Source organism: Halorussus sp. MSC15.2 (assembly GCF_010747475.1).
Lineage (GTDB): Archaea > Halobacteriota > Halobacteria > Halobacteriales > Haladaptataceae > Halorussus.
This window is the reverse complement of the sequence record NZ_VSLZ01000003.1, coordinates 709,147-727,344: the sequence shown is the minus strand read 5'-3', so window position 1 is coordinate 727,344 and position 18,198 is coordinate 709,147. Positions and strand designations below refer to the sequence as shown.

Annotated in this window: 13 protein-coding genes and 1 pseudogene; 6 read left to right on the top strand and 8 right to left on the bottom strand. The window is 65.9% G+C overall.

What is annotated here, in order from left to right; all coding sequences use genetic code 11:
- Together FXF75_RS14960 and FXF75_RS14955 are read right to left on the bottom strand one after the other, a co-directional pair.
- Positions 1-514 (bottom strand): restriction endonuclease (locus FXF75_RS14960; RefSeq protein WP_163522634.1); only part of this gene is annotated, 514 nt, incomplete at its 3' end.
- 207 nt (positions 515-721) lie between these two features.
- Entirely contained in the window at positions 722-1,045 is a 324-nt protein-coding gene (locus FXF75_RS14955) for a DUF2892 domain-containing protein (RefSeq protein WP_163522633.1), read from the bottom strand.
- Between the two features lie 123 nt (positions 1,046-1,168).
- On the opposite strand from FXF75_RS14955, the gene fer reads away from it, so the two are divergent.
- A complete protein-coding gene (gene fer / locus FXF75_RS14950; protein WP_163522632.1) occupies positions 1,169-1,912 on the top strand; it encodes a ferredoxin Fer in 744 nt (247 codons plus the stop codon).
- Between the two features lie 46 nt (positions 1,913-1,958).
- Here the strand turns inward: fer and FXF75_RS14945 are convergent, their stop codons facing one another.
- Together FXF75_RS14945 and FXF75_RS14940 are read right to left on the bottom strand one after the other, a co-directional pair.
- The gene (locus FXF75_RS14945) at positions 1,959-3,014 is read right to left on the bottom strand and encodes a TrmB family transcriptional regulator sugar-binding domain-containing protein (RefSeq protein WP_163522631.1); all 1,056 of its coding nucleotides are present in this window, start codon (positions 3,012-3,014) and stop codon (positions 1,959-1,961) included.
- Positions 3,015-3,108: 94 nt separating this feature from the next.
- The gene (locus FXF75_RS14940) at positions 3,109-5,280 is read right to left on the bottom strand and encodes an alpha-amylase family glycosyl hydrolase (protein ID WP_163522630.1); all 2,172 of its coding nucleotides are present in this window, start codon (positions 5,278-5,280) and stop codon (positions 3,109-3,111) included.
- Positions 5,281-5,386: 106 nt separating this feature from the next.
- On the opposite strand from FXF75_RS14940, the gene FXF75_RS14935 reads away from it, so the two are divergent.
- Positions 5,387-7,564 (top strand): glycoside hydrolase family 15 protein, encoded by a 2,178-nt coding sequence (locus FXF75_RS14935; protein WP_163522629.1) that lies wholly within the window; start codon positions 5,387-5,389, stop codon positions 7,562-7,564.
- 72 nt (positions 7,565-7,636) lie between these two features.
- On the opposite strand, the gene FXF75_RS14930 is transcribed toward FXF75_RS14935, so the two are convergent.
- Complete coding sequence (locus FXF75_RS14930) at positions 7,637-8,761, bottom strand: ABC transporter ATP-binding protein (RefSeq protein ID WP_163522628.1); 1,125 nt, start codon at positions 8,759-8,761, stop codon at positions 7,637-7,639.
- 278 nt (positions 8,762-9,039) lie between these two features.
- On the opposite strand from FXF75_RS14930, the gene FXF75_RS14925 reads away from it, so the two are divergent.
- From FXF75_RS14925 to FXF75_RS14910, 4 genes are all read left to right on the top strand, one after another.
- Positions 9,040-10,326: an extracellular solute-binding protein gene (locus tag FXF75_RS14925; protein ID WP_163522627.1), complete on the top strand. Its 1,287-nt coding sequence runs from the start codon at positions 9,040-9,042 to the stop codon at positions 10,324-10,326.
- A gap of 9 nt (positions 10,327-10,335) precedes the next feature.
- Positions 10,336-11,301, top strand: coding sequence for a carbohydrate ABC transporter permease (locus tag FXF75_RS14920; protein WP_163522626.1), 966 nt, complete (start codon positions 10,336-10,338; stop codon positions 11,299-11,301).
- Entirely contained in the window at positions 11,298-12,380 is a 1,083-nt protein-coding gene (locus FXF75_RS14915; protein WP_163522625.1) for a sugar ABC transporter permease, read from the top strand. The genes FXF75_RS14920 and FXF75_RS14915 overlap by 4 nt, the downstream gene beginning before the upstream one ends.
- Before the next feature lie 96 nt (positions 12,381-12,476).
- Entirely contained in the window at positions 12,477-13,145 is a 669-nt protein-coding gene (locus FXF75_RS14910; protein ID WP_163522624.1) for a hypothetical protein, read from the top strand.
- 205 nt (positions 13,146-13,350) lie between these two features.
- Here FXF75_RS14910 and FXF75_RS14905 read toward each other — a convergent pair whose 3' ends face one another.
- From FXF75_RS14905 to FXF75_RS14895, 3 genes and pseudogenes are all read right to left on the bottom strand, one after another.
- Positions 13,351-15,753: a DUF2309 domain-containing protein gene (locus FXF75_RS14905; RefSeq protein ID WP_163522623.1), complete on the bottom strand. Its 2,403-nt coding sequence runs from the start codon at positions 15,751-15,753 to the stop codon at positions 13,351-13,353.
- Positions 15,743-17,231: pseudogene (locus FXF75_RS14900) on the bottom strand (proton-conducting transporter membrane subunit). Before FXF75_RS14900 ends, FXF75_RS14905 begins: the two are co-directional and overlap by 11 nt.
- Before the next feature lie 334 nt (positions 17,232-17,565).
- Positions 17,566-18,051, bottom strand: a complete 486-nt coding sequence (locus FXF75_RS14895; RefSeq protein WP_163522622.1) for an Lrp/AsnC family transcriptional regulator — start codon at positions 18,049-18,051, stop codon at positions 17,566-17,568.
- Between the last annotated feature and the right edge of the window lie 147 nt (positions 18,052-18,198).

Sequence of the window (18,198 nt, the reverse complement as noted above, 5' to 3'; positions counted from 1 at the left end):
GAGACCCCGAAGAAGCTTCTTCTTTCTTCGAGTCAGATTGGTCCGACAGTGACTGTGTGGAGGTGGTCTGCGATGGCTGATTCTCGCCAATCGGGAGGTACTTCTCCACGTCGGTTCCGGACTCGCGTATCTTGTCACACAACTCCTCACCGGACATAAATTGGACGTTTAGGTCCTTGGCTAGCCGCCTAGCCTCTGTGGTTAGCTCGCTAGTGGTGACGAGTATCACTTTGTCGGCGTCGGTGACCTGCTGGTAAAGCGTGGCGTAGTTTCGCACTTCTTGACTCCCGATTTTGTTGTCCTCCGCGTACCTCTTGGCCTGAATCACGTGCTTTTCCTTAACTGGCGACTCTCTGGTCGCTATCACGTCAATTCCTCTATCTCGACTTCGCTGTCTCACGGTTGCGGAGTATCCTAGTTGCCGCCACAACTCAGCTACCAACTTCTCGAATTCGTGGGGGTCCATCTGGCGCAGTAGACCGAGAAGTTCCTCAGATGGGGGTGTCTTCGTCATCTACGCTCGTCTTGCAATTCCTCCGTCTAATCGATTCCCTCTCGTTTACAGAGTGACGAAAAATTCATGATTTTCTTACTAGGGGTCCGGAAGGCGGCATGTTTCTGTGGCTGACAGCACGAACGAGCGTAACGAGTAAACTGTCGGCCGCGAATCTCTACCGCGGATGGGTTCGACCTCGCGGTCCGACAACTCCGAACCCACCGCTCACTTCGCCGCTTCCATGCAGGTCTCGTGGACGATTTCGTTGTTCTCGTTCGGCCCGCGGCGCTCTCCCGGTCGGATAGGTTGGCCGCAGACCGCACAGCGGAGTTGCGCCTCCTCGCCGGTCTCTCCGATACCGAGCGTCTCGGACAGTTCCCCGGACTCGGCCGTCGCCCCATATCCGAGTGCCAGCGCGCCGACGCCCGCCAGCGCCCCGCTCAGACGCTTCCCCCGCTGAAGCGAGCGAATTGCGGCGACCGCCAGACCGGCGGCGAGAATCGTGCGGACGAGTCGGCTACGCTCACTGACGCTCTTGGATTGCTCCATACGGGCAATTCGGTCCCTGCGCCCTTGTAGTTCATCGCCGCGGACGCCCCATCTCGTTCGGGAAGGCGGCCGGACTACGTCCCGAGCCAAGGTTTTTACCTCGGATTTCGCTAGCAGAGGGTGATGGAGTCCCCGTTCGACGTGTTACGTATCGACTCCGACGCCGACGACGCCGAAATCGAACAGGCCTACAGGGAGCGGGTGAAGGAGGCCCACCCGGACCAAGGCGGGTCGGTCGCGGAGTTTCAGGCGGTCAGGACGGCCTACGAGAGAATCAAGGCGGGCTATCGACCGGACGAAACGACTACCGAGGGCGACCGAGCGCCGAGTCCGGGTTCGGCGGAGAACCACGACTCGGCGCAGGACCGCGGCCGAGCGCGGAACCGGGACCCGAACCGCGCGCGGAACCGGGACCAGACACGGAACCGAGCGCGAGACCCGAAGGTCGCCTCGGAGGTTACGTATCTCAACTACGACGTTCTCACCGACTTCGGGTGGGAGACCGACGACGAGGACCTGCTCCGGAAGGCGGCGGCCGAGGACCTCGACGAGGTGGACTACGGCCAGTTCGAAGTCCAACCCGGCCAGTCGCTGCTCGAAGCGGCCGAGGACCACGAGCACGCGTGGCCCTTCGCCTGCCGCGGCGGGGCGTGCGCCAACTGCGCTGTCATGCTGCTGGACGGCGAACTGTCGATGCCCGCCAGCCACGTCCTTCCCTCCGAACTGATGGAGCGCGGTATCCGGTTGTCCTGTAACGGGATGCCCGTCACCGCCGAACTGACGGTCGTCTACAACATCAAGCACATGCCGGAACTGGAGGACCTGCTGTTGCCGCCGGACCCGTTCGAGAGCGCGTACTCGGACTGAACTCGCGTCCCGGCCGTTCTCTACGGCGGTCGCGCCGCCCTCCGTCTTACTGCTCCGCGAAGTCCAGCACTACTTCCGACGCCTCGTAGTCTTCGACGAACGCGCCGTCCCCGCCGACGCTGTAGCGTCCGGCCCCGGTCTCGACCACTAGCGCGGCCTCCACCGGGAAGGAGTTGTTCGCGGGTTCGACCAGTCCCTGCCGCACCGCGACGACCTGCCCTTCGATTTCGCCCGGACCGTCGTCGCCGTCGGTCGGTTGCCCGCGGACGGTCGCGACCAGTTCCCTCCCCGTCCGGAGGTGGAGCGTCGCCTGCAGGACCGCCTGCCGGAAGTCGTCGTACGTCTCGGGCAGGTCGTGGGGGTCGGCGACGTACACCTGTTCGGCCATCGGCCAGTAGTTGCCGAAGAACGAGCCTATCATGACCGGGGCGAGTTGACGCTGGGTGAACGCGATGGCGCGTTCGCCGCTGTTCGACCGCGCTATCATCTCGGGCGGGGCGACGATGCTCCGGGTTCGGTCCGCGGTAATCATCGTGGGCATCGACTCCTCCCACGCGCGGGCGACCGTGGCGAGACCGTCGAGTCCGAGGTCCGCGCCGGGGTCGGCCCCCGTGACGACCAGCAGGACGAGGACGCCGCGGTCCACCGCGTCGCGCAACTCGTCGGCCACCTCCGAGAGGTGGTCGTGGGGAACCGACAACGTGACCTCCTCGTCGGTCTCCCGGATGAGCGCGGTGATGCGCTTGAGGACGGTCACGCGGGCCTTGATGACCTCGAACTCGTCGGACTGGGGCGCGACCCGCGAGTACCGGGATTCGAGCGCGGGTCGCATCTGCTCGGCGGTGTCGGTGAGCGCGTCCACGACCTCCTCGGGCGGGACGGCCCTGATTGTCGTCGGGACCGAGTGGTCGTTGACCGAGACGAAACCTCGCTCCGCCAAGTCCTCGCTGACGCTGTAGACGTACCGCTTGGAGACGCCCGCGTCGTCGGCGACGACGCTGGCCTTCGCCTCGCCGTGGTCGAGTACCGTCAGATAGATGTCTATCTCCTTGTCCGAGAAGCCGAACTCCCGGAGCAGTCGAGAGAGCGTCGGGTCGTCCATCGTTCACAGTTGGCCGGGGACGCCACTTAAGCGCCGCGTCTGACGCGACTACCCGGGTTCAGCGCCCGGTCCTCGCTCGTTCGCTCACCTTCGCTCAGACCTCGCTTTCGAGGACCACGGCGTCGGCGACTTCGACCGTCGTTCGGTCGCCGGTCTCGACGCCGTCTCCGACCACGACGGACTCGGTCAACAGGTCCGTCTCGCCCGCGGCCTCGCCGACCGCGACCTCGCGCGGTTCCTCGCCGAAGTTGAGGACGACGACCACCCGCGACTCGCCGTCGTCGCGGGCGTAGGCGACCGTCCGGTCGTCGCCCGGTCGGTCGGGACACTCCCACTCGACGCGCTCGACGTCGCCCGTTCGCAGGACCGACCGCTCGCCGCGGAGGCGCGAGAGCCGACGGTGGAACTCGGTGAGGGCCGAATCGCCGTCGTACCACTTCATCTCGCCGCGCTGTTCGGCGACGCCCCGTTCCTGCCCGTAGTAAATCATGGGCGCGCCCGGCAGGGTGAACGTCGCGGCCGCGGCCGCCGGGAGCGCCGCGCGGCCGCACTCGTCGAGGTAGCGCGTCTCGTCGTGGTTCTCGACGTAGCGGAGCAACAGCGACGACTCGGGGAACCCCTCGCGGCGGTTCGCTTCGAGCGCGTCGAACAGCGCGTCGGCGGAGGCCTCGCCCCCGCCGATGTCGCGGAGCGCGCCGTAGAGCGCGGTGTCGTAGTGAGCGTCGAACTCGTTCTCGTGGAACTGGGGGTCCCGCGGGATGGTCTCGTCCAGCAGGAAGAACTCCGAGTCTTCGGACTTCACCCGGTCGCGAACCTCCTTCCAGAAGCCGTGCGAGACGCCCCACGCCACGTCGGCGCGGAACCCGTCCACCAGCGGTGCCCACTCGTCCACCACGTCGAGCATCCACGACCGGACCGCCAGCGAGTCGTAGTTGAGGTTGGGGATGCGGGTCCAGTTGAAGTAGTAGGCTGGCGCGCCCTCGCCCGCCCAGTCCACGTCGAGGGTGTCGGTGGCGTCGCGGTCGGTCTCGGCGGGGTCGGCGGGGACGCGCTCGTAGTGGTCGGCGTACTCGGGCACGCCCGCCGAGTGCATCTGGAACGCGGGGTGGTCCCGCGAGGTGTGGTTGACTACGAGGTCGAATACGACTCGGATTCCGGCCTCTCGGAGGCGTTCGACCAGCGACTCGAACTCCTCGCGGGTGCCGAGGTCGGTGGCGGTGTCGAAGTAGTCGGTGACGTGGTAGCCGTGGTCGGTGGGACTCTCCACGACGGGGGTGAGCCAGAGGCAGTCCACGTCGAGCGATTCGAGGTACGCCACCCGGCGCTCTATCTCCTCGAACGTCGTCTCGACGGTCTCGCCCGTGAACCGCCGGACGAATATCTGGTAGACCGTGGCGTGGCGCGCCCACTCCGGCGGGTCGTTGGGCCGCGAGACGGTCACGTCGGTCGGATGCGCCGAGTCGCCCGTCTCTGCCGCGTCGGCCGGGTCTTCCGTCTCGCCCGCGGCTTCCGCCCCGTCCGGTCGTTCGACGACCACCGTGTCGGCGACGCTGTGGCGCTCGGCGACCGCGACGGCGTGGACGCGGGCGCGTTCGGGCAGGTCCGCGACCGGCACGCGGAGTTCGCTCCCGTCCCGTGTCGCGGCCGACTCGGCGAGGTCGTCGCGGTCGTCCAACCAGAACTCCACCTCCGGGTCGCTCCCGTCCGGGGCGGCCTCGGCGTTCGCGGTCACGACGAGCATCTCGCCCTCGACGTTCGCGTCGAGGTGGACGCGGGGACGCCCGGGACCGGGGACCGAGACCTCGACGGTGTGAGAGTGCTCGAAGTCGTCGTTGACGACGCAGATGCCCTCGTGGTCGCCCGGCGGGAGTTCGAATTCCGCGACGTAACTGTCGCCGTCGCGGACCATCCTGTCGCGGCCGAGCGTGTACTCGTTGAATGGACCGGTGAGCGAAACGGTCTCGATGTCCTCTGCCGGGAGCGGGAGGTCGGCTATCGGCGCGCGGAACTCGACTGCCTGCCGGGGGTCGGGGAACGCCCGGACGGTCTGGCGGTGGGTCCCGTCGGGGGCGTCCAGTTCGAGCGCGTAGACGCCGGGAACGTCCGGTTCGAGGTGGACGACCGCGCCGTCGCCGACGCCGGCATCGCTGTCGTCGGGTCGGTCACGGACGCGCCACGAGAATCGACCGTCGGCGTCCGGGCGGCGGGGAGCGAGTTCGACGGACTCCCCGACGTGAGCGAATCTGGGTGGGCCGGGTTCGTGCATACGCCAACCGGCCGGGCCGACGCACTTCACTGTTCCGTTACGTGTGTATCTGTGAACAACAATTACACCAAAGGTTATTAACGAAGCCGCCACGTTCGTTCCGCCAATGCAACTCCGCGACGCTCTCGACGATTTCAAACGTCACGAGGGCCACGACACGCACTTCCCCGGCGAGCGTCGGACGACGACCGGACGGTTCTCCGGGTTCACCCCCGCAGACGGGGACGGCCGATTGGTCCACGTGGACCGCGACGGCGGCCCCCGCGACTTCGGTTCGCCGCTCACGGGGCGCAACGGACTGGACACGTCCCGACTCGGTGTCCGTCGCGACGGCGACCTACTGTGGTTCGACGACTGCGAGACGGTCTCCCAGTCGTACGCGGGCGACACGACGCTCGTCGTCACCGAACACCGACTACCCGACGACGCCGGGGGCGAGACCCTCACTCAGTACGACCTCACGCTCGGGCGCGCGCACGTGACTCACGTCGAACGGGAGAACCCAGAAGAACACGAGGATGCAGACGAACGGGAGAACCCAGAAGAACACGAGGATGCAGACGCTGAAACGCTGGTCGGGTTCCTCGGTTTCGGACCCGACGGCCGCGATACCGGCGTCGCGCAACTCCGCCACGCCGACGCCGTCGAACTCTACCACGACGCCGAACACGACTACGTGGCCAGCGCGACCGGGTTCGACGCCGCGCGGGGGTGCGTCCCCGCCGACTTCGCGCGACTGCTCGACGCCGACCCCGTCGAGCGACCGCTGGCCGAGGAGGCCGGTCGCCGGGAGGAGGCGAGTCTGAGCGGCGACCTGCTCTGCGAACTCCCCTTCGAGGACGGCACGGCGACGCTCGTGACGCTCCTGACCGACGCGACCCGGACCGACCGCGAGGCGGCGCTCGACCGACTCGACGACGTAGTCGCCGAGTACGACGGCGCGGAGGCCCTGAAGCGGGCCGCCCGCGAGCGCGCGCCCCGGACCCCGGACGACCTGCCCCGGCGCGACGCGGTGGCGGCCGACCTCCGGGTGGTCGGCATGCTGTCGGCCCCGACCGGTCTCCGCATCGCCGGACCGGAGTTCGACCCCTACTACGCTCACTCGGGCGGGTACGGCTACACGTGGTTCCGCGACGACGCCGAGATATCGCGATTCCTCCTGCGCGCCGACCGCCAGTTCGACCTCGGACTCGACGACTGGCACGCCCGGAGCGCCGAGAGCTACTGCGAGACCCAACTCGCCGACGGGACGTGGCCCCACCGCGTCTGGCCCCGGAACCGCACCCTCGCGCCGGGGTGGGCCAACAGCCACCTCGCGGTCGGCGGCGACACCGACTTCAGCGAGTATCAGGCCGACCAGACCGCCAGCGTCGTCGCGTTCCTCGCGGACGCGCTCCCCGAACTCGACGACGACCTCGCCGACAGGACGACCGGGACGCTCGCGGACGCGCTCGACGGACTCGACCGGACCGTCGAGTCCGACGGCCTGCCGGTGGCCTGCCAGAACGCGTGGGAGGACGCCACGGGCCGGTTCGCCCACACCGCCGCGACGTTCCTCGAAGCGTACGCCGCGGTCGCCGCCGCCGACGGTGACCTCCCCGAGAGCGCGGCCGACCTGCCCGACCGCGCCGCCGAGCAGGCCGACCGCGTCTACGAGGCGCTCGACGACCTCTGGGTCCCCGAGCGCGACATCTACGGTTACCGACTCGTCGCCGAGACCGACGGCGACGACTCGCCCGACCGACTCGAACCGGGCGACGTGGACCCGCGGTGTGACTCGGGGTCGCTCGCGCTGGCGAGCGCGCACCTCGCGTACGCCCGCGTGAGCGAGGTGGACGACCGCCGCCTCGACCGGTTGGTCTCGCACGTCCGCACGGTCGTGGACGAACTCCACCGCGACCCGGCGGAGAGTTCGGTGCGCGGTCTCGCGCGCTACGAGGGCGACGACTGGCGGGCGCGCTCGCAGGACGACGAGAAGATATGGACCGTCTCGACCGCGTGGGGCGCGTTCGCCTGCGCGAACCTCGCGGCGCTGCTGGACGACCGCGGCGACCCCCGCGCCGAGGAGTTCGCGGCCACGGCCCGCGATTTGCTCGGACTCGTCCTCCCCGGTGGTGTTCTCTGTCCGGACGGGGCGCTGCTCCCCGAGCAGGTGTTCGACGACGGGACGCCCGACAGCGCTACGCCGCTGGGGTGGCCCCACGCGCTTCGGACGACGACGCTCGCACTGTTGGACCAGCGCGACGCGTCGGTGGAGGAACCGGCCGCGGTCCCCGAAGAGTAGGTCCTCTCCGAGAGACGGCGATTGCAGAAGAAGAGATAGTTCGCGTTCAGTTTCTCCGCGTCACCGCGTCGCTCAGACCGTCGGGGCCGCCGACTGCTCGGTCTCGTACAGCAGCGACTCGCCGTCGTCGGCGTCGAAGAAGTGGAGGTCCGACGCGTCGAACGCGACGTGAATCGACTCGCCCTGCTCCGGTTCCACGTCGGAGGCGACTCGCGCGATGAAGTCCTCGCCGACGCCGAGGTGGAGGTAGTTGTCCGACCCGACGGGTTCGATGACCTCGACCGTGGTCTCGACGGCGTTGCGGCCCGGTCCGGCGACTGACACGTCCTCGGGCCGGATGCCGAGTCGGACGCGGTCGCGACCCCCGACCGCGTCCCGCAGGTGCTCGTCGGTGAGTTCGTAGTCGAACCCGTCCTCGCCGAGGAGTCGGGTCGTCGCGCCGTCGTCCTCGACGCGCACCGTCAGGAAGTTCATGCTCGGCGACCCGATGAACCCGCCGACGAACTCGTTGGCCGGGTCGTCGTACACCTCCTTGGGAACCCCGGTCTGCTGGAGTTCGCCGCCGTTCAGGATGACGATGCGGTCGCCCATCGTCATCGCCTCCTCTTGGTCGTGGGTCACGTAGACCGACGTCGTCCCGAGTTCGTTCTGGAGTCGCTGAATCTCGGTGCGCATCGTCGTCCGGAGTTTGGCGTCGAGGTTCGACAGCGGTTCGTCGAACAGGAACACGTCCGGGTCGCGCACGATGGCCCGGCCCAGCGCGACGCGCTGTTTCTGGCCGCCCGAGAGTTCGTCGGGTTTCTTGTCCAGCAGGTCCTCGATGCCCATCATCTCGGCCGTCTCGCGCACCGTCTCGCGGCGCTCGTCCTTCGAGAGGTCGGTGCTCATCCGGAGACCGAACGCCATGTTCTGTTCGACCGTCTTGTGGGGGTAGAGCGCGTAGTTCTGGAACACCATCGCCACGTCGCGCTTGCGGGCGTGGACGTCGGTCACGTCCTCTCCGCCTATCGAGATGCGGCCCGAGGTCGGGCGTTCGAGTCCCGCAATCATCCGCAGGGTAGTAGATTTCCCGCACCCCGACGGGCCGACCACGGTGACGAACTCCCCGTCGTCCACGTCCAAGTCGATGTCCTCCACGGCCACTATCTGCCCGTTAGTGTACTCCTTTCTGAGGTCGTCCAGCGTTACTGTCGCCATCCTTCTCCGTGCGTACGTTCCCCACGGTTTAGTTCTTGTCCTCTTCGATGAATGTGTGACGCAATATTTCGTCGTTGTTTCGGCACGGGCCGTCCGGTCGTTCGAGTCGCCGCCCGAGTAAGACCGACGGTTTTACCGTGTACGACGCGACGGAGAGTACGAAACGACGGTTATCGGCGGTCGGTGGCGGTCTCACGAAGCGGACGTCTCGCGTGAAAGACCATGTGGAAACCCAAGGCTTTAAGTTATGAACAACTAATTCAACACTTATTCACCCCATGACAATGAATCGCAGAAAAGCCCTCAAGAGCATCGGTGTGACGGGCATTATCGGTGGTCTCGCGGGCTGCGCGAGCGTTCAGGAACAGAACGAGACGACGACGTCCGGCGACGGCGGCGACGAGACCACTGCCGGGGGCGACTCCGAGACGACCACCGAGTCCGGTCCCGCGGGGACCGCGAAAGCGTGGTACCGCCTGCAGGACACGGAGCTACAGGCCCGCAAGGACGCGTTGAAACAGTTCAACGACGACTCCAAGCACACCATCGAAGGGTCGGACGTCTCGGACCTGAAGAAGAAGACCACGAGCGCGATTCCGGCCGGACAGGGACCGCAGTTGTTCGACTGGGCGCACGACTGGGTGGGCGACTACTACCAGCGCGGGTTCGTCACCGACCGGAGCGACCAACTGAACGTGGACCTCGGAACCTTCACCGACGCCGCGGCCGAGGCCGTCCAGTTCGAGGGGAACGTGGTCGGACTCCCGTACGCCGCTGAGACGGTGTCGCTCGTCTACAACAAGGAGTTAGTGGACGAAGCGCCCGAGACCGTCGCCGACATGAAGTCGGTGATGGACGAACACCACGACCCCGAGAACAACACCTACGGCCTGAGCTACCCGTTCAACCCCTACTTCGTCAGCGCGTGGGCGCAGTCGTTCGGCGGCTACTACTTCGACCCCGAGAAGGACCCGATGCTCGGTCTGACCCAATCCGAGACCGTGAAGGGCATCCAGTTCGCGCTCGACAACTTCAAGCCGTTCATGCCGAACGACCCCAGCTACGAGGCGCAGGCCGCCCCGTTCTCGGAGGGTAACGCGGCGTTCGCCATCAACGGACCGTGGTACCTCACCACGCTGAAGGAGAAGGGCGTCGACTTCGGCGTCGCGAAGCTCCCCTCGCCGGAGGGCGGCGAGGTCCGGCCGCTCACGGGTATCCAGATGTGGTACTTCGCGAAGGCCATGGGCGAGGACAACGCCGACACCGCTGCGGCGCAGTCGTTCGTCGAGTGGTACACCACCAACGAAGACCTGCTCCAGAAGGCCGCGAAGAATCAGGGAAGCATCCCGGTCTTGGAGAGCCTCAGCGGGAGCGACGTCCTGCCCGACGACGTGCAGGCGTTCTCCCAGACCGTCTCGCAGGGCGTCCCGATGCCGACCCACCCGAAGATGGGGAAGGTGTGGCAACCGCTCAGAGACGCGCTCACGAAGGTGTTCAACGGGGACGCGGGCGTCGAGGAGTCGATGAAACAGGCCGAGAAAACCGCCCGAGAAAACTGGGAGTAGACCGAACCTATGAGTACTGCCTCTCGCGTCGCCCGGCGCGTCGAGGACGTGCCGTTTCTCGAACGAGAAGACGCGTCGCTGTTGCTCGTCCTCCCGGGACTGTTCGTCTTCTCGGCGTTCATGCTGTTCCCCATCCTCTACCTGCTGGGCATCTCGTTCACGAACGCCGAACCGTCGAACCTGTTCGCGGGCGAGGGCGCGCTGTCGGTGCTGACCTTCGGGGAGGCGGCGTTCGTCGGCGTCCGGAACTACGTCACGGTGCTGACCGACCCGAACTTCTGGAACTCGTTCGGCGTCACGTGGCTGTTCGTCGCCACGAGCGTCACGCTGAAGATAACCCTGAGCATCGGCGTCGCGCTCATCGTCACCGGCGACCGGGTCCGGGGAAAGCGACTGATGCGCTCGCTCATCATCATCCCGATGGGCCTGCCCGCCATCTTCACCATCACGGTGTGGCGGGGCATCTTCAGTTCGGCCGAGTTCGGACTGGCGAATCAGGTCCTCGGCGCGCTGGGCTTCTCGTCGGTGTCGTGGCTGAGCGACCGCTGGATGGCGTTCCTCGCGTACAACGTCACGGAGGCGTGGCTGGCGTACCCGTTCATGGTCATCATCACCGTGAGCGCGCTGCAGGACGTCTCGGAGGAACTCCACGAGGCCGCGAAGGTGGACGGCGCGGGCTACTTCGCGCGGTTCCTCCACGTCACGCTGCCGTCCATCAAGCGCCCGGTGCTGTTCGCGTCCATCCTCACGGCCGCCGCCTCGTTCCAGCAGTTCCTCATCCCGTACGTGTTCAATCAGGGCGGCCCGGCGCGCGCGAACGAACTCATGGTCGTCTACGGCTACCGCGAGGCGTTCACCTACTTCCAGTACGGACAGGGTGCCGCGATTAGCCTCGTCGCCATCGCGTTCATCGGCGTGTTCATGTGGCTGAACGTCAAGCGCGGCAAACTCGCCGACGGGGTGAGCGACGCGTGAGTCTGCTTCGCTCCGTCGTCCGGAACGTCAAGGACGACGCGGTCGGACTGGCGACAGCGCCGGTCGACACCTACCGCGAGGCGCGCTACACCGCCGAGGGCGTGCTGGCGGGCGACATCTCGCCCGTTCGACCGCTGAAGACCCTCGGCCTCACGGCGGGCGCGCTGGTCGTCGTCCTCGCGCTCCTGTTCCCCATCTACTGGATACTCATCTCGGCGCTGTCGGGGTCCGGCGGGTCGATACACTCCGTGGACGGCCTGCGGTTGTTCCCCGAGCAACCCTCGATACAACCGTTCGTCTGGGTGCTGGGCGACCTCATCGTGCCGAGCTATCGCATCGGACTGGCCATCCCGTTCACCGAGTCGGCGCTGGTGTTCGACACGCCCCAACTCACGTTCCTCGACGCGTCGGCGTACGGCGTGGACAACCCCTCGGACTTCAAGAAGTTCTTCTGGAACAGCCTCACGGTGGCTATTCCGACGGTCATCCTCTCGATGTGTCTGGTCGTGCCCGGCGCGTACGCGCTCTCGCGTCGGAAGTTCGTCGGTCGTCGGAAGATTCTGTTCGGCTACGTCCTGCTCACGCAGGTCGGCGGCGGACTGGGCATCGCGTTGCTCATCGGTCTCTACACCGTGTTCGTGCAGGTCGGCCTCAACGACAGCAAACTCGCGCTGTCGGTCTACTACGCGGCGACGGCCGTCCCGTTCAACACGTGGCTGCTGAAGACCTACATGGACGGCATCCCCGTCTCCTACGAGGAGGCCGCGGTCGTTGACGGCGCGCCCGCGTGGCGAGTGGTCGTCGAGGTCATCCTCCCGCTGTCGAAGGCGGGACTGGCGACCGTGTTCATCTTCACCTTCCTCACGGGATGGACCGAGTTCGTCGTGGCCCAGACCCTGCTCGGGACCGAGAACTACACCCTTCCGGTCGGCCTGTTCTCGCTGGTCTCGGAGTACTCGGTGCCGTGGGCGCGCTTCTCGGCGTTCGCGCTGACGTTCGCCTCGCCCATCATGCTGGTCTACCTGTTCGCCCAGCGCTACATCGAGGGCGGTCTCTCGTTCAGCGGGATGGAAGGGTAGCCTCCCTCGGTCCGACTCCTCTCGCTGAATCTCTCATTGTTCCCTACTCCTCCGAAGCCGAACGAACTAACTACCGCCTCTGTGAACCGCTCGCACATGAAAGCAGGCGTACTCGGTATCGTCCACGACGATTTCGAGGTCGTGGACTCGTTCTCAGACACGGTCGAGAGCGGCGACAGGGAACTGGAGCGCGTGCTTGACGTTCGGCGGGTCTTCTCGCTCCCGTCGGGTGAGGTCGCGTTCGAGGGTCGCGCGGCGGTCGAGCGCGAGGTGGACAGGACCACGGCCGAACTCGGCTTCGGCGAGGTCCGAATCGAGGAGACCCCCGGAACCGAAGTCCGCACGACGGAACTGGTCGGCGTCCCGGGCGAGTTCGTCGTCGCCGGAAGCGGTGAGGGCACCTTCGCGTTCGACCTCGTGAGCCACGACACGAAGGCCGACATCGAGCGGGCGACCCTCGACCTGTCGGCGTTCCTCGACGGCCAGACCGACGCCGAACCGTGGCGGGCCGGGTTCTACGACACCGACGGGAACTGCGAGAACGGGGTCCTCCACGGGACCGACCTGCTCGCCGACGACCGGACCGCCGGACTGCTCGACGGCGCCGAGTTCAACCAACTCGGTCTCGACTGCTCCTACGGCGACCGGTCGCTCAAGATGACCGCGGCCGAGAGCGGGTACGTCGAGGTGTACCGGCCGAGCGAGTTCGACACCGCCGACTTCCTCCAGTACCTCCTCGACGAGGTCGTCCCCCACGCGGAGTAGGTCGCTCTCGCTCGTCCGAACTCGGTTTCACTCGTCGCCGACGAACACCGTCTTCAGGCGACTGCCCCACTCCAGACAGCAGAGCGTCTGGCACTTCGCCGGGTCGAGGTCGCCGAACCTCTCGGTTCGGCGCGTCTCGTTCACGGCACCGCGGTCCCGCAGGTGCCGCCGCTCCCGTCGCGCGCCGAGTCCGCGTCGCAGTCGGCTAATCGTCTGTGACAGCGAGAGCGGTCGGCATCTCCGAGTATGCCTCGGCCTGTTCGGACACTGGCGTCCACTCCAAGTCCTCCTCGTAGTGGAAGGCGCGGTGGTCCTGCGTGGGATCGACGACTGTCAGTGATAGCCAGTCGTTGTCCAGCAGTTCGGTCAACTCTTCGTGGTCGGTCAGGACGCCGGCGACGCGTTCGACCGGCGCGTGGACGACCGTCGAGAGGCGGAGCGGCTGGTGGTAGGGTTCGTCGTCTGCGGCCATCAGCGACTGGAGCGGAAGCCCCGTCATCAAATCACCGCCGTTGCCCTGATAGACGCCGACGTTACCGACTGGGTTCTGGGTCACCTTCGACCCGCTCCCGTAGACGGCGTTGTCGACCGCCGAAAAGTAGTACTGGTTGTTAATCCACTGGGTGACGACCATCGGACCGGTGAGAATCGCTTCGAGTGCGTCACCGTCGGGGTCAGTCGACCAGTCGTAGGAGTGGAGGAACACGCGACCGTCGAGGTCGAAATCGCTCGTCAGTTCGCGTGGACCGACGACGAAGCCGGCGTTACCTGCCAGCCCCCACTCGGGACGCGTTTCGGCCCAGTCGGCGGCGCGGCGTTCCGTCTCGCCGACGCCTATCGAGCCGTCGGTCCCCATCGACTCGGCGCGCTCGGCAGTCGCGTTCTCTCGAGCCTTCGCGAGGTCCCTGCGCAATCGGTCGAGGTCGTCCGCGTGGCTCTCGGGCACGTCGTCCGCGAACAGTTCTACTTCGTCGGTCGTGGTGTTGTGCTGGCCACCGAGGAAAACCGTATCCTCGGGGATGTCGAACCCGCGGTCGCGGAGTTCAGTCTTGACAGCCTCGTCGTTACAAATCGTCGCAAGTACGCGGGCACTCGGGCCACCGGGGTTGCCGGCACAGGCACCACAGTCCAAACTCGAATCGTACGGGTTGTTTGCCGTCTCGCTAGCGTGGCCCGTGAAGACGACCAAGCGACCGAACTCGTCCCAGCCCATCAACTCGAAGGCGGTCGCGGCGTACTCGACCTTCTCGTCGTGGGTCAGCCCCACCGGCAGGTCGCCGGAGTAGGTGTCTCGGTGGGTGACCGACGGCTCACAGAACTCGTGATGGTCGGGAACTAGCTCGGTGGCGGCGTCGAACAGGTCGCGGACGCGTCCGGGGACGAGCGTGCGAGCCGCGAGCGAGAGACCGTAGCCACTTCCGGCGGTCTCGACGTAGGCGTAGGCGGTGGCGGCGTTGGCCTCCAGCGTCTCGACGACTTCGTCGGCGGCCGCGCGAATGCCGGACAAGCGGTCGTGGCGCGCCCGCGTCTCGTCGTCAGTCGGAACGTCGGTGATGTGATGCTGTGGGTCGAGAATCGGGGGGCAGGCGTCGACCGCAACGTCGGCGTCGTATCCCTGATACTCCATCGGGATGCCGAAGAAGCCAGCGTACCCGTGGGTCTCGTAGTCGCCCGTCGCTTCGATATGACGACGGATGATTTCCGAGCGGGTGTCGATACAGAAGACCAACTGGGCGTCCGGGCGGCCCGACGTATCGCCGTCGTCCATCGACTGACTCTCAGTTGCGACGGCCTCGACGAGGTCGTCGCGGTAGGTCGCTTCCCACGCGCGAAGGAACGCTTCAGCGAGTTCGTCGGTCGGGTTCGCGTTGATATCGTTCGAAGGCTCGACGTCAGCGCCGACAGCATCTAGCAGTGCCAGACGCACCGCGAGATACCCTTCCAGCGAAATCGGATACGTCGACTGCCACACGCCCTCGTCCTCGACGCGTCGCTTGATGAACCCGGTCCAGCCCGGGAGCGCGGCCAGTTGCTCCTCGAAGATGGACACCCACTGGCTCTCCGGGTACGACTCCAGGACCGCCTCGATGGTGTCGATTGGTGCTTCAGGTAGGTCGGAGACGAGTCCTTCGTCGGGGATTTGACCGTCGTGTTCCGCCACTCCCCGGAAGGCGGAGTAGAACCCCTCCTCGCGGTTCGGCATCGACCAGTGGGCGCTCTCCTCGTCGAGGAAGGCCGACAGCCACTTCGTCAGCACTTGGTCGACGTGGTCTGTGGCGGTGTCCGTGTCACCGTCCTCGGTGTCGGCCGTGTCGGCTATGCGGTCGAGTAGCGTCTCGGGGTCTTCTTCGTAGCCTGCCTCGGCGAGTTCTCTTTCGAGAATCTCCGGGTCTATCTGGCCGCGTTCCAACGCCTTACCGAACGTCTCTGCACTGGGGTAGCCACGGCCGCCCAACAGAGTAGCCGCCTGCTCGACAGCCTCCCCGAACGGCTGGTCTTCGAACCCCGAGAGGGGGTTGGCCGTCACGAACGAGTGGATGGGCCAGAGGGGTCCGACAGTGGTCGCGGCCTCGTCGATGCTGTCGCGGATGGCGGATTCAACGCTCATTGTAGTCCTCCGTGGAAGTCAATAGGGTGTTCGACGACGGTTGGGTGGCGTTCAGCAGTGCCACGTAGAGGCGCTGGCTGCGTTCGTGGATTCCGGTCTCGATGCCGACGTAGATGGCGACGAAGCCGACGGCGATGATGGCGTGGAGCAGCGTTAGCTCGGTCGTTGCCGTGCTGACCGTCAGCAGTCCCGAGACGGCTTCGTAGACCACTGCGTAGACGACGATGGCCGGGAAGAACACCAACGGAACGGTCCCGTAGCGGGCCAGCGTCGGAAGTGAGGTGTGCTGAATCGCGCTCCGGGCCGCGTGGAGCGTGGTGACGACCACGAAGAAGTTCAACAGGAGACCGCTGTCGACCTTCGCCCCCTTCCCCGTCAGCACCGCGAACACCACTCCGCCACCGAGTCCGGTTAGTAGTGCCACGACGACACCGACGGCGCTCGTCACGCGGCCTACCGTGTGTTTAGTGGTCTCGCTCGGCCCGGTGTGTTCGACCTGTTCGCCCGAACTGAGGAACTGGTAGGCCTTGTAGAAGCCGTGCAGGACGAGGTGAGTGACCGCGGCCCCGAAGAAACCGAGACCGACTTGCATAATCATGAACCCCATCTGACCGACCGTCGAACAGGCGAGCTTTCCCTTGACGTCGGTCTGGACCGACTTCAGGAGCTTCCCCCCCGATGGCACTGGCCCCGCCGACGGCGACCACCGCGAGCATGACCGCGGGGTCGACCGTGATGACCGGGCCGAAGCGGGTCAGCAGGATACCGCCTGCGTTCACGAACCCGGCGTGCATCAGTGCCGACGCCGGGGTGGGTGCGGTCATCGAGGAGAGGAGCCAAGTATGGAAGGGGATTAACGCGGACTGAATCATCGCCGCGAGCACGAGCGCGCTGGCGGCGATTAGCCAGACCGGTCCACCAAGCGTGTCGGCGGTCGCGCCGATTCCGGAAATCGTCGTCGCGCCGGTCGTCCACCACAACGCCGTCAGCGCGACACCGAGGATGGCACTGCTACAGAGGAAGTACTTGCGGGCGACCCCAGCAGCCGCCTGCGCCTGCTCCCATCCGCTGACAGTACCGATGAGTTCCGCCATCAGCAGTCCCATCGTCACCCACAGGACCCCGAACAGTGCGACGTGGTCGGCCGCGACGAGTGCCATCACGGTCGCCGTGAAACCGAACGTGGCGACGAAGAATCTCGTTTCGTGGGTGCTCCCGGCCATGTAGCGGCGCGAGTAGCTGTGAACGACACCGCTAAAGAACGTGACCACCACCCACATGAGAACGGTCAGGCCGTCGACGGCGAGCAGGCCGGGGATTTCCCACGCACCACCGAACCGGAATCTGGCGATTAGGACGGCGATACTCGCGGCGAACAGCGACCACACGAGCCACGTTAGTGCAACGGGCACGAACGGTGATTCGACCGTCGTGTCCGGGAGCGCTCCGACCGTCGGTTTCGAACTGTGTCCTGACATCGTTCTGCCCATCCTACGACTCGTTGTGGCACCCGGGCCGGTCTCACAGGGTACGCTTCTGGTCGTTTCTACCTCACCTTTTGAACAGACTGTCTGTTAAGTCTGTCTATATTCACACTCTGTTCGCAATTCGGAAATGATAGAACATTATGTTTCTCTGGGTGTCCGGTAGCGGAGTCGGGTCGGGAGACTTCGACCCGTACCGACGTGTCTCCGGGGCGACGAGGCCGGACCGTGGCCGGGCCTGTCGCACCGTCGAGGACGACCCGTCGGAGAACGAGACCGACTCGGTACAGGTATGCGTCGCGCGACCGAGCGGGAAACGCGTCCTCGACTAGGAATCGTTCTGTGCGTGGGTTTCGGAATCGAACCTGCCGAAGGGCGTCGTCTCGTGGCTCCGAACGAGGACTTCGTCGGCCACGGTGAGTCCCATATCGAGGAGTTTCTGTGCGACCGGTGTGATGTCGCTGTCGGACTCGCCGACGACGGTGACGAGGAGGTTCTGTTCACCGGTGACCAACTCCTGTACCGATACGACGCCGTCTATTTCGAGGATATCGGTGATGCGGTCACCACGCTCGGGTATCGAAGCAGTGCAGTACAGCAACATTCGGAGCGGATAGCCCGCTTTCTGATAATCGACGCTGGCGCTGTATCCTTTGATTATGTCGTCGGATTCGAGCTGCTGGATGCGCTTGCGGACGGTACTGTCCGAGGTGTCGGTCCGCTCCGCGATATCTCCGGACGACATGTTACGAGCGTCTTCTTGAAGTGCATACAGGATTGCTTCGTCGACGTCGTCGATTTCCTCGTCAGTCATACCAGTGTATCCGGAACAGAGGCACTTTACCTTTTGATGTTGGTCGTGTCACTCTCCGCGCGCCTGCGGGAGATTCAGGTACGCGAACACCAATTGCGGCCACGGTGAAAGCCCCATCGGCGTCGGTCCCTGCTGCACCGAGCGGTC

Bases quoted from the DNA above. Each gene is read 5' to 3' on its own strand.
- FXF75_RS14955 (WP_163522633.1), bottom strand. From the start codon at position 1,045: ATGGAGCAATCCAAGAGCGTCAGTGAGCGTAGCCGACTCGTCCGCACG.
- fer (WP_163522632.1), top strand. From the start codon at position 1,169: ATGGAGTCCCCGTTCGACGTGTTACGTATCGACTCCGACGCCGACGAC.
- FXF75_RS14945 (WP_163522631.1), bottom strand. From the start codon at position 3,014: ATGGACGACCCGACGCTCTCTCGACTGCTCCGGGAGTTCGGCTTCTCG.
- FXF75_RS14940 (WP_163522630.1), bottom strand. From the start codon at position 5,280: ATGCACGAACCCGGCCCACCCAGATTCGCTCACGTCGGGGAGTCCGTC.
- FXF75_RS14935 (WP_163522629.1), top strand. From the start codon at position 5,387: ATGCAACTCCGCGACGCTCTCGACGATTTCAAACGTCACGAGGGCCAC.
- FXF75_RS14930 (WP_163522628.1), bottom strand. From the start codon at position 8,761: ATGGCGACAGTAACGCTGGACGACCTCAGAAAGGAGTACACTAACGGG.
- FXF75_RS14925 (WP_163522627.1), top strand. From the start codon at position 9,040: ATGACAATGAATCGCAGAAAAGCCCTCAAGAGCATCGGTGTGACGGGC.
- FXF75_RS14920 (WP_163522626.1), top strand. From the start codon at position 10,336: ATGAGTACTGCCTCTCGCGTCGCCCGGCGCGTCGAGGACGTGCCGTTT.
- FXF75_RS14910 (WP_163522624.1), top strand. From the start codon at position 12,477: ATGAAAGCAGGCGTACTCGGTATCGTCCACGACGATTTCGAGGTCGTG.
- FXF75_RS14905 (WP_163522623.1), bottom strand. From the start codon at position 15,753: ATGAGCGTTGAATCCGCCATCCGCGACAGCATCGACGAGGCCGCGACC.
- FXF75_RS14895 (WP_163522622.1), bottom strand. From the start codon at position 18,051: ATGACTGACGAGGAAATCGACGACGTCGACGAAGCAATCCTGTATGCA.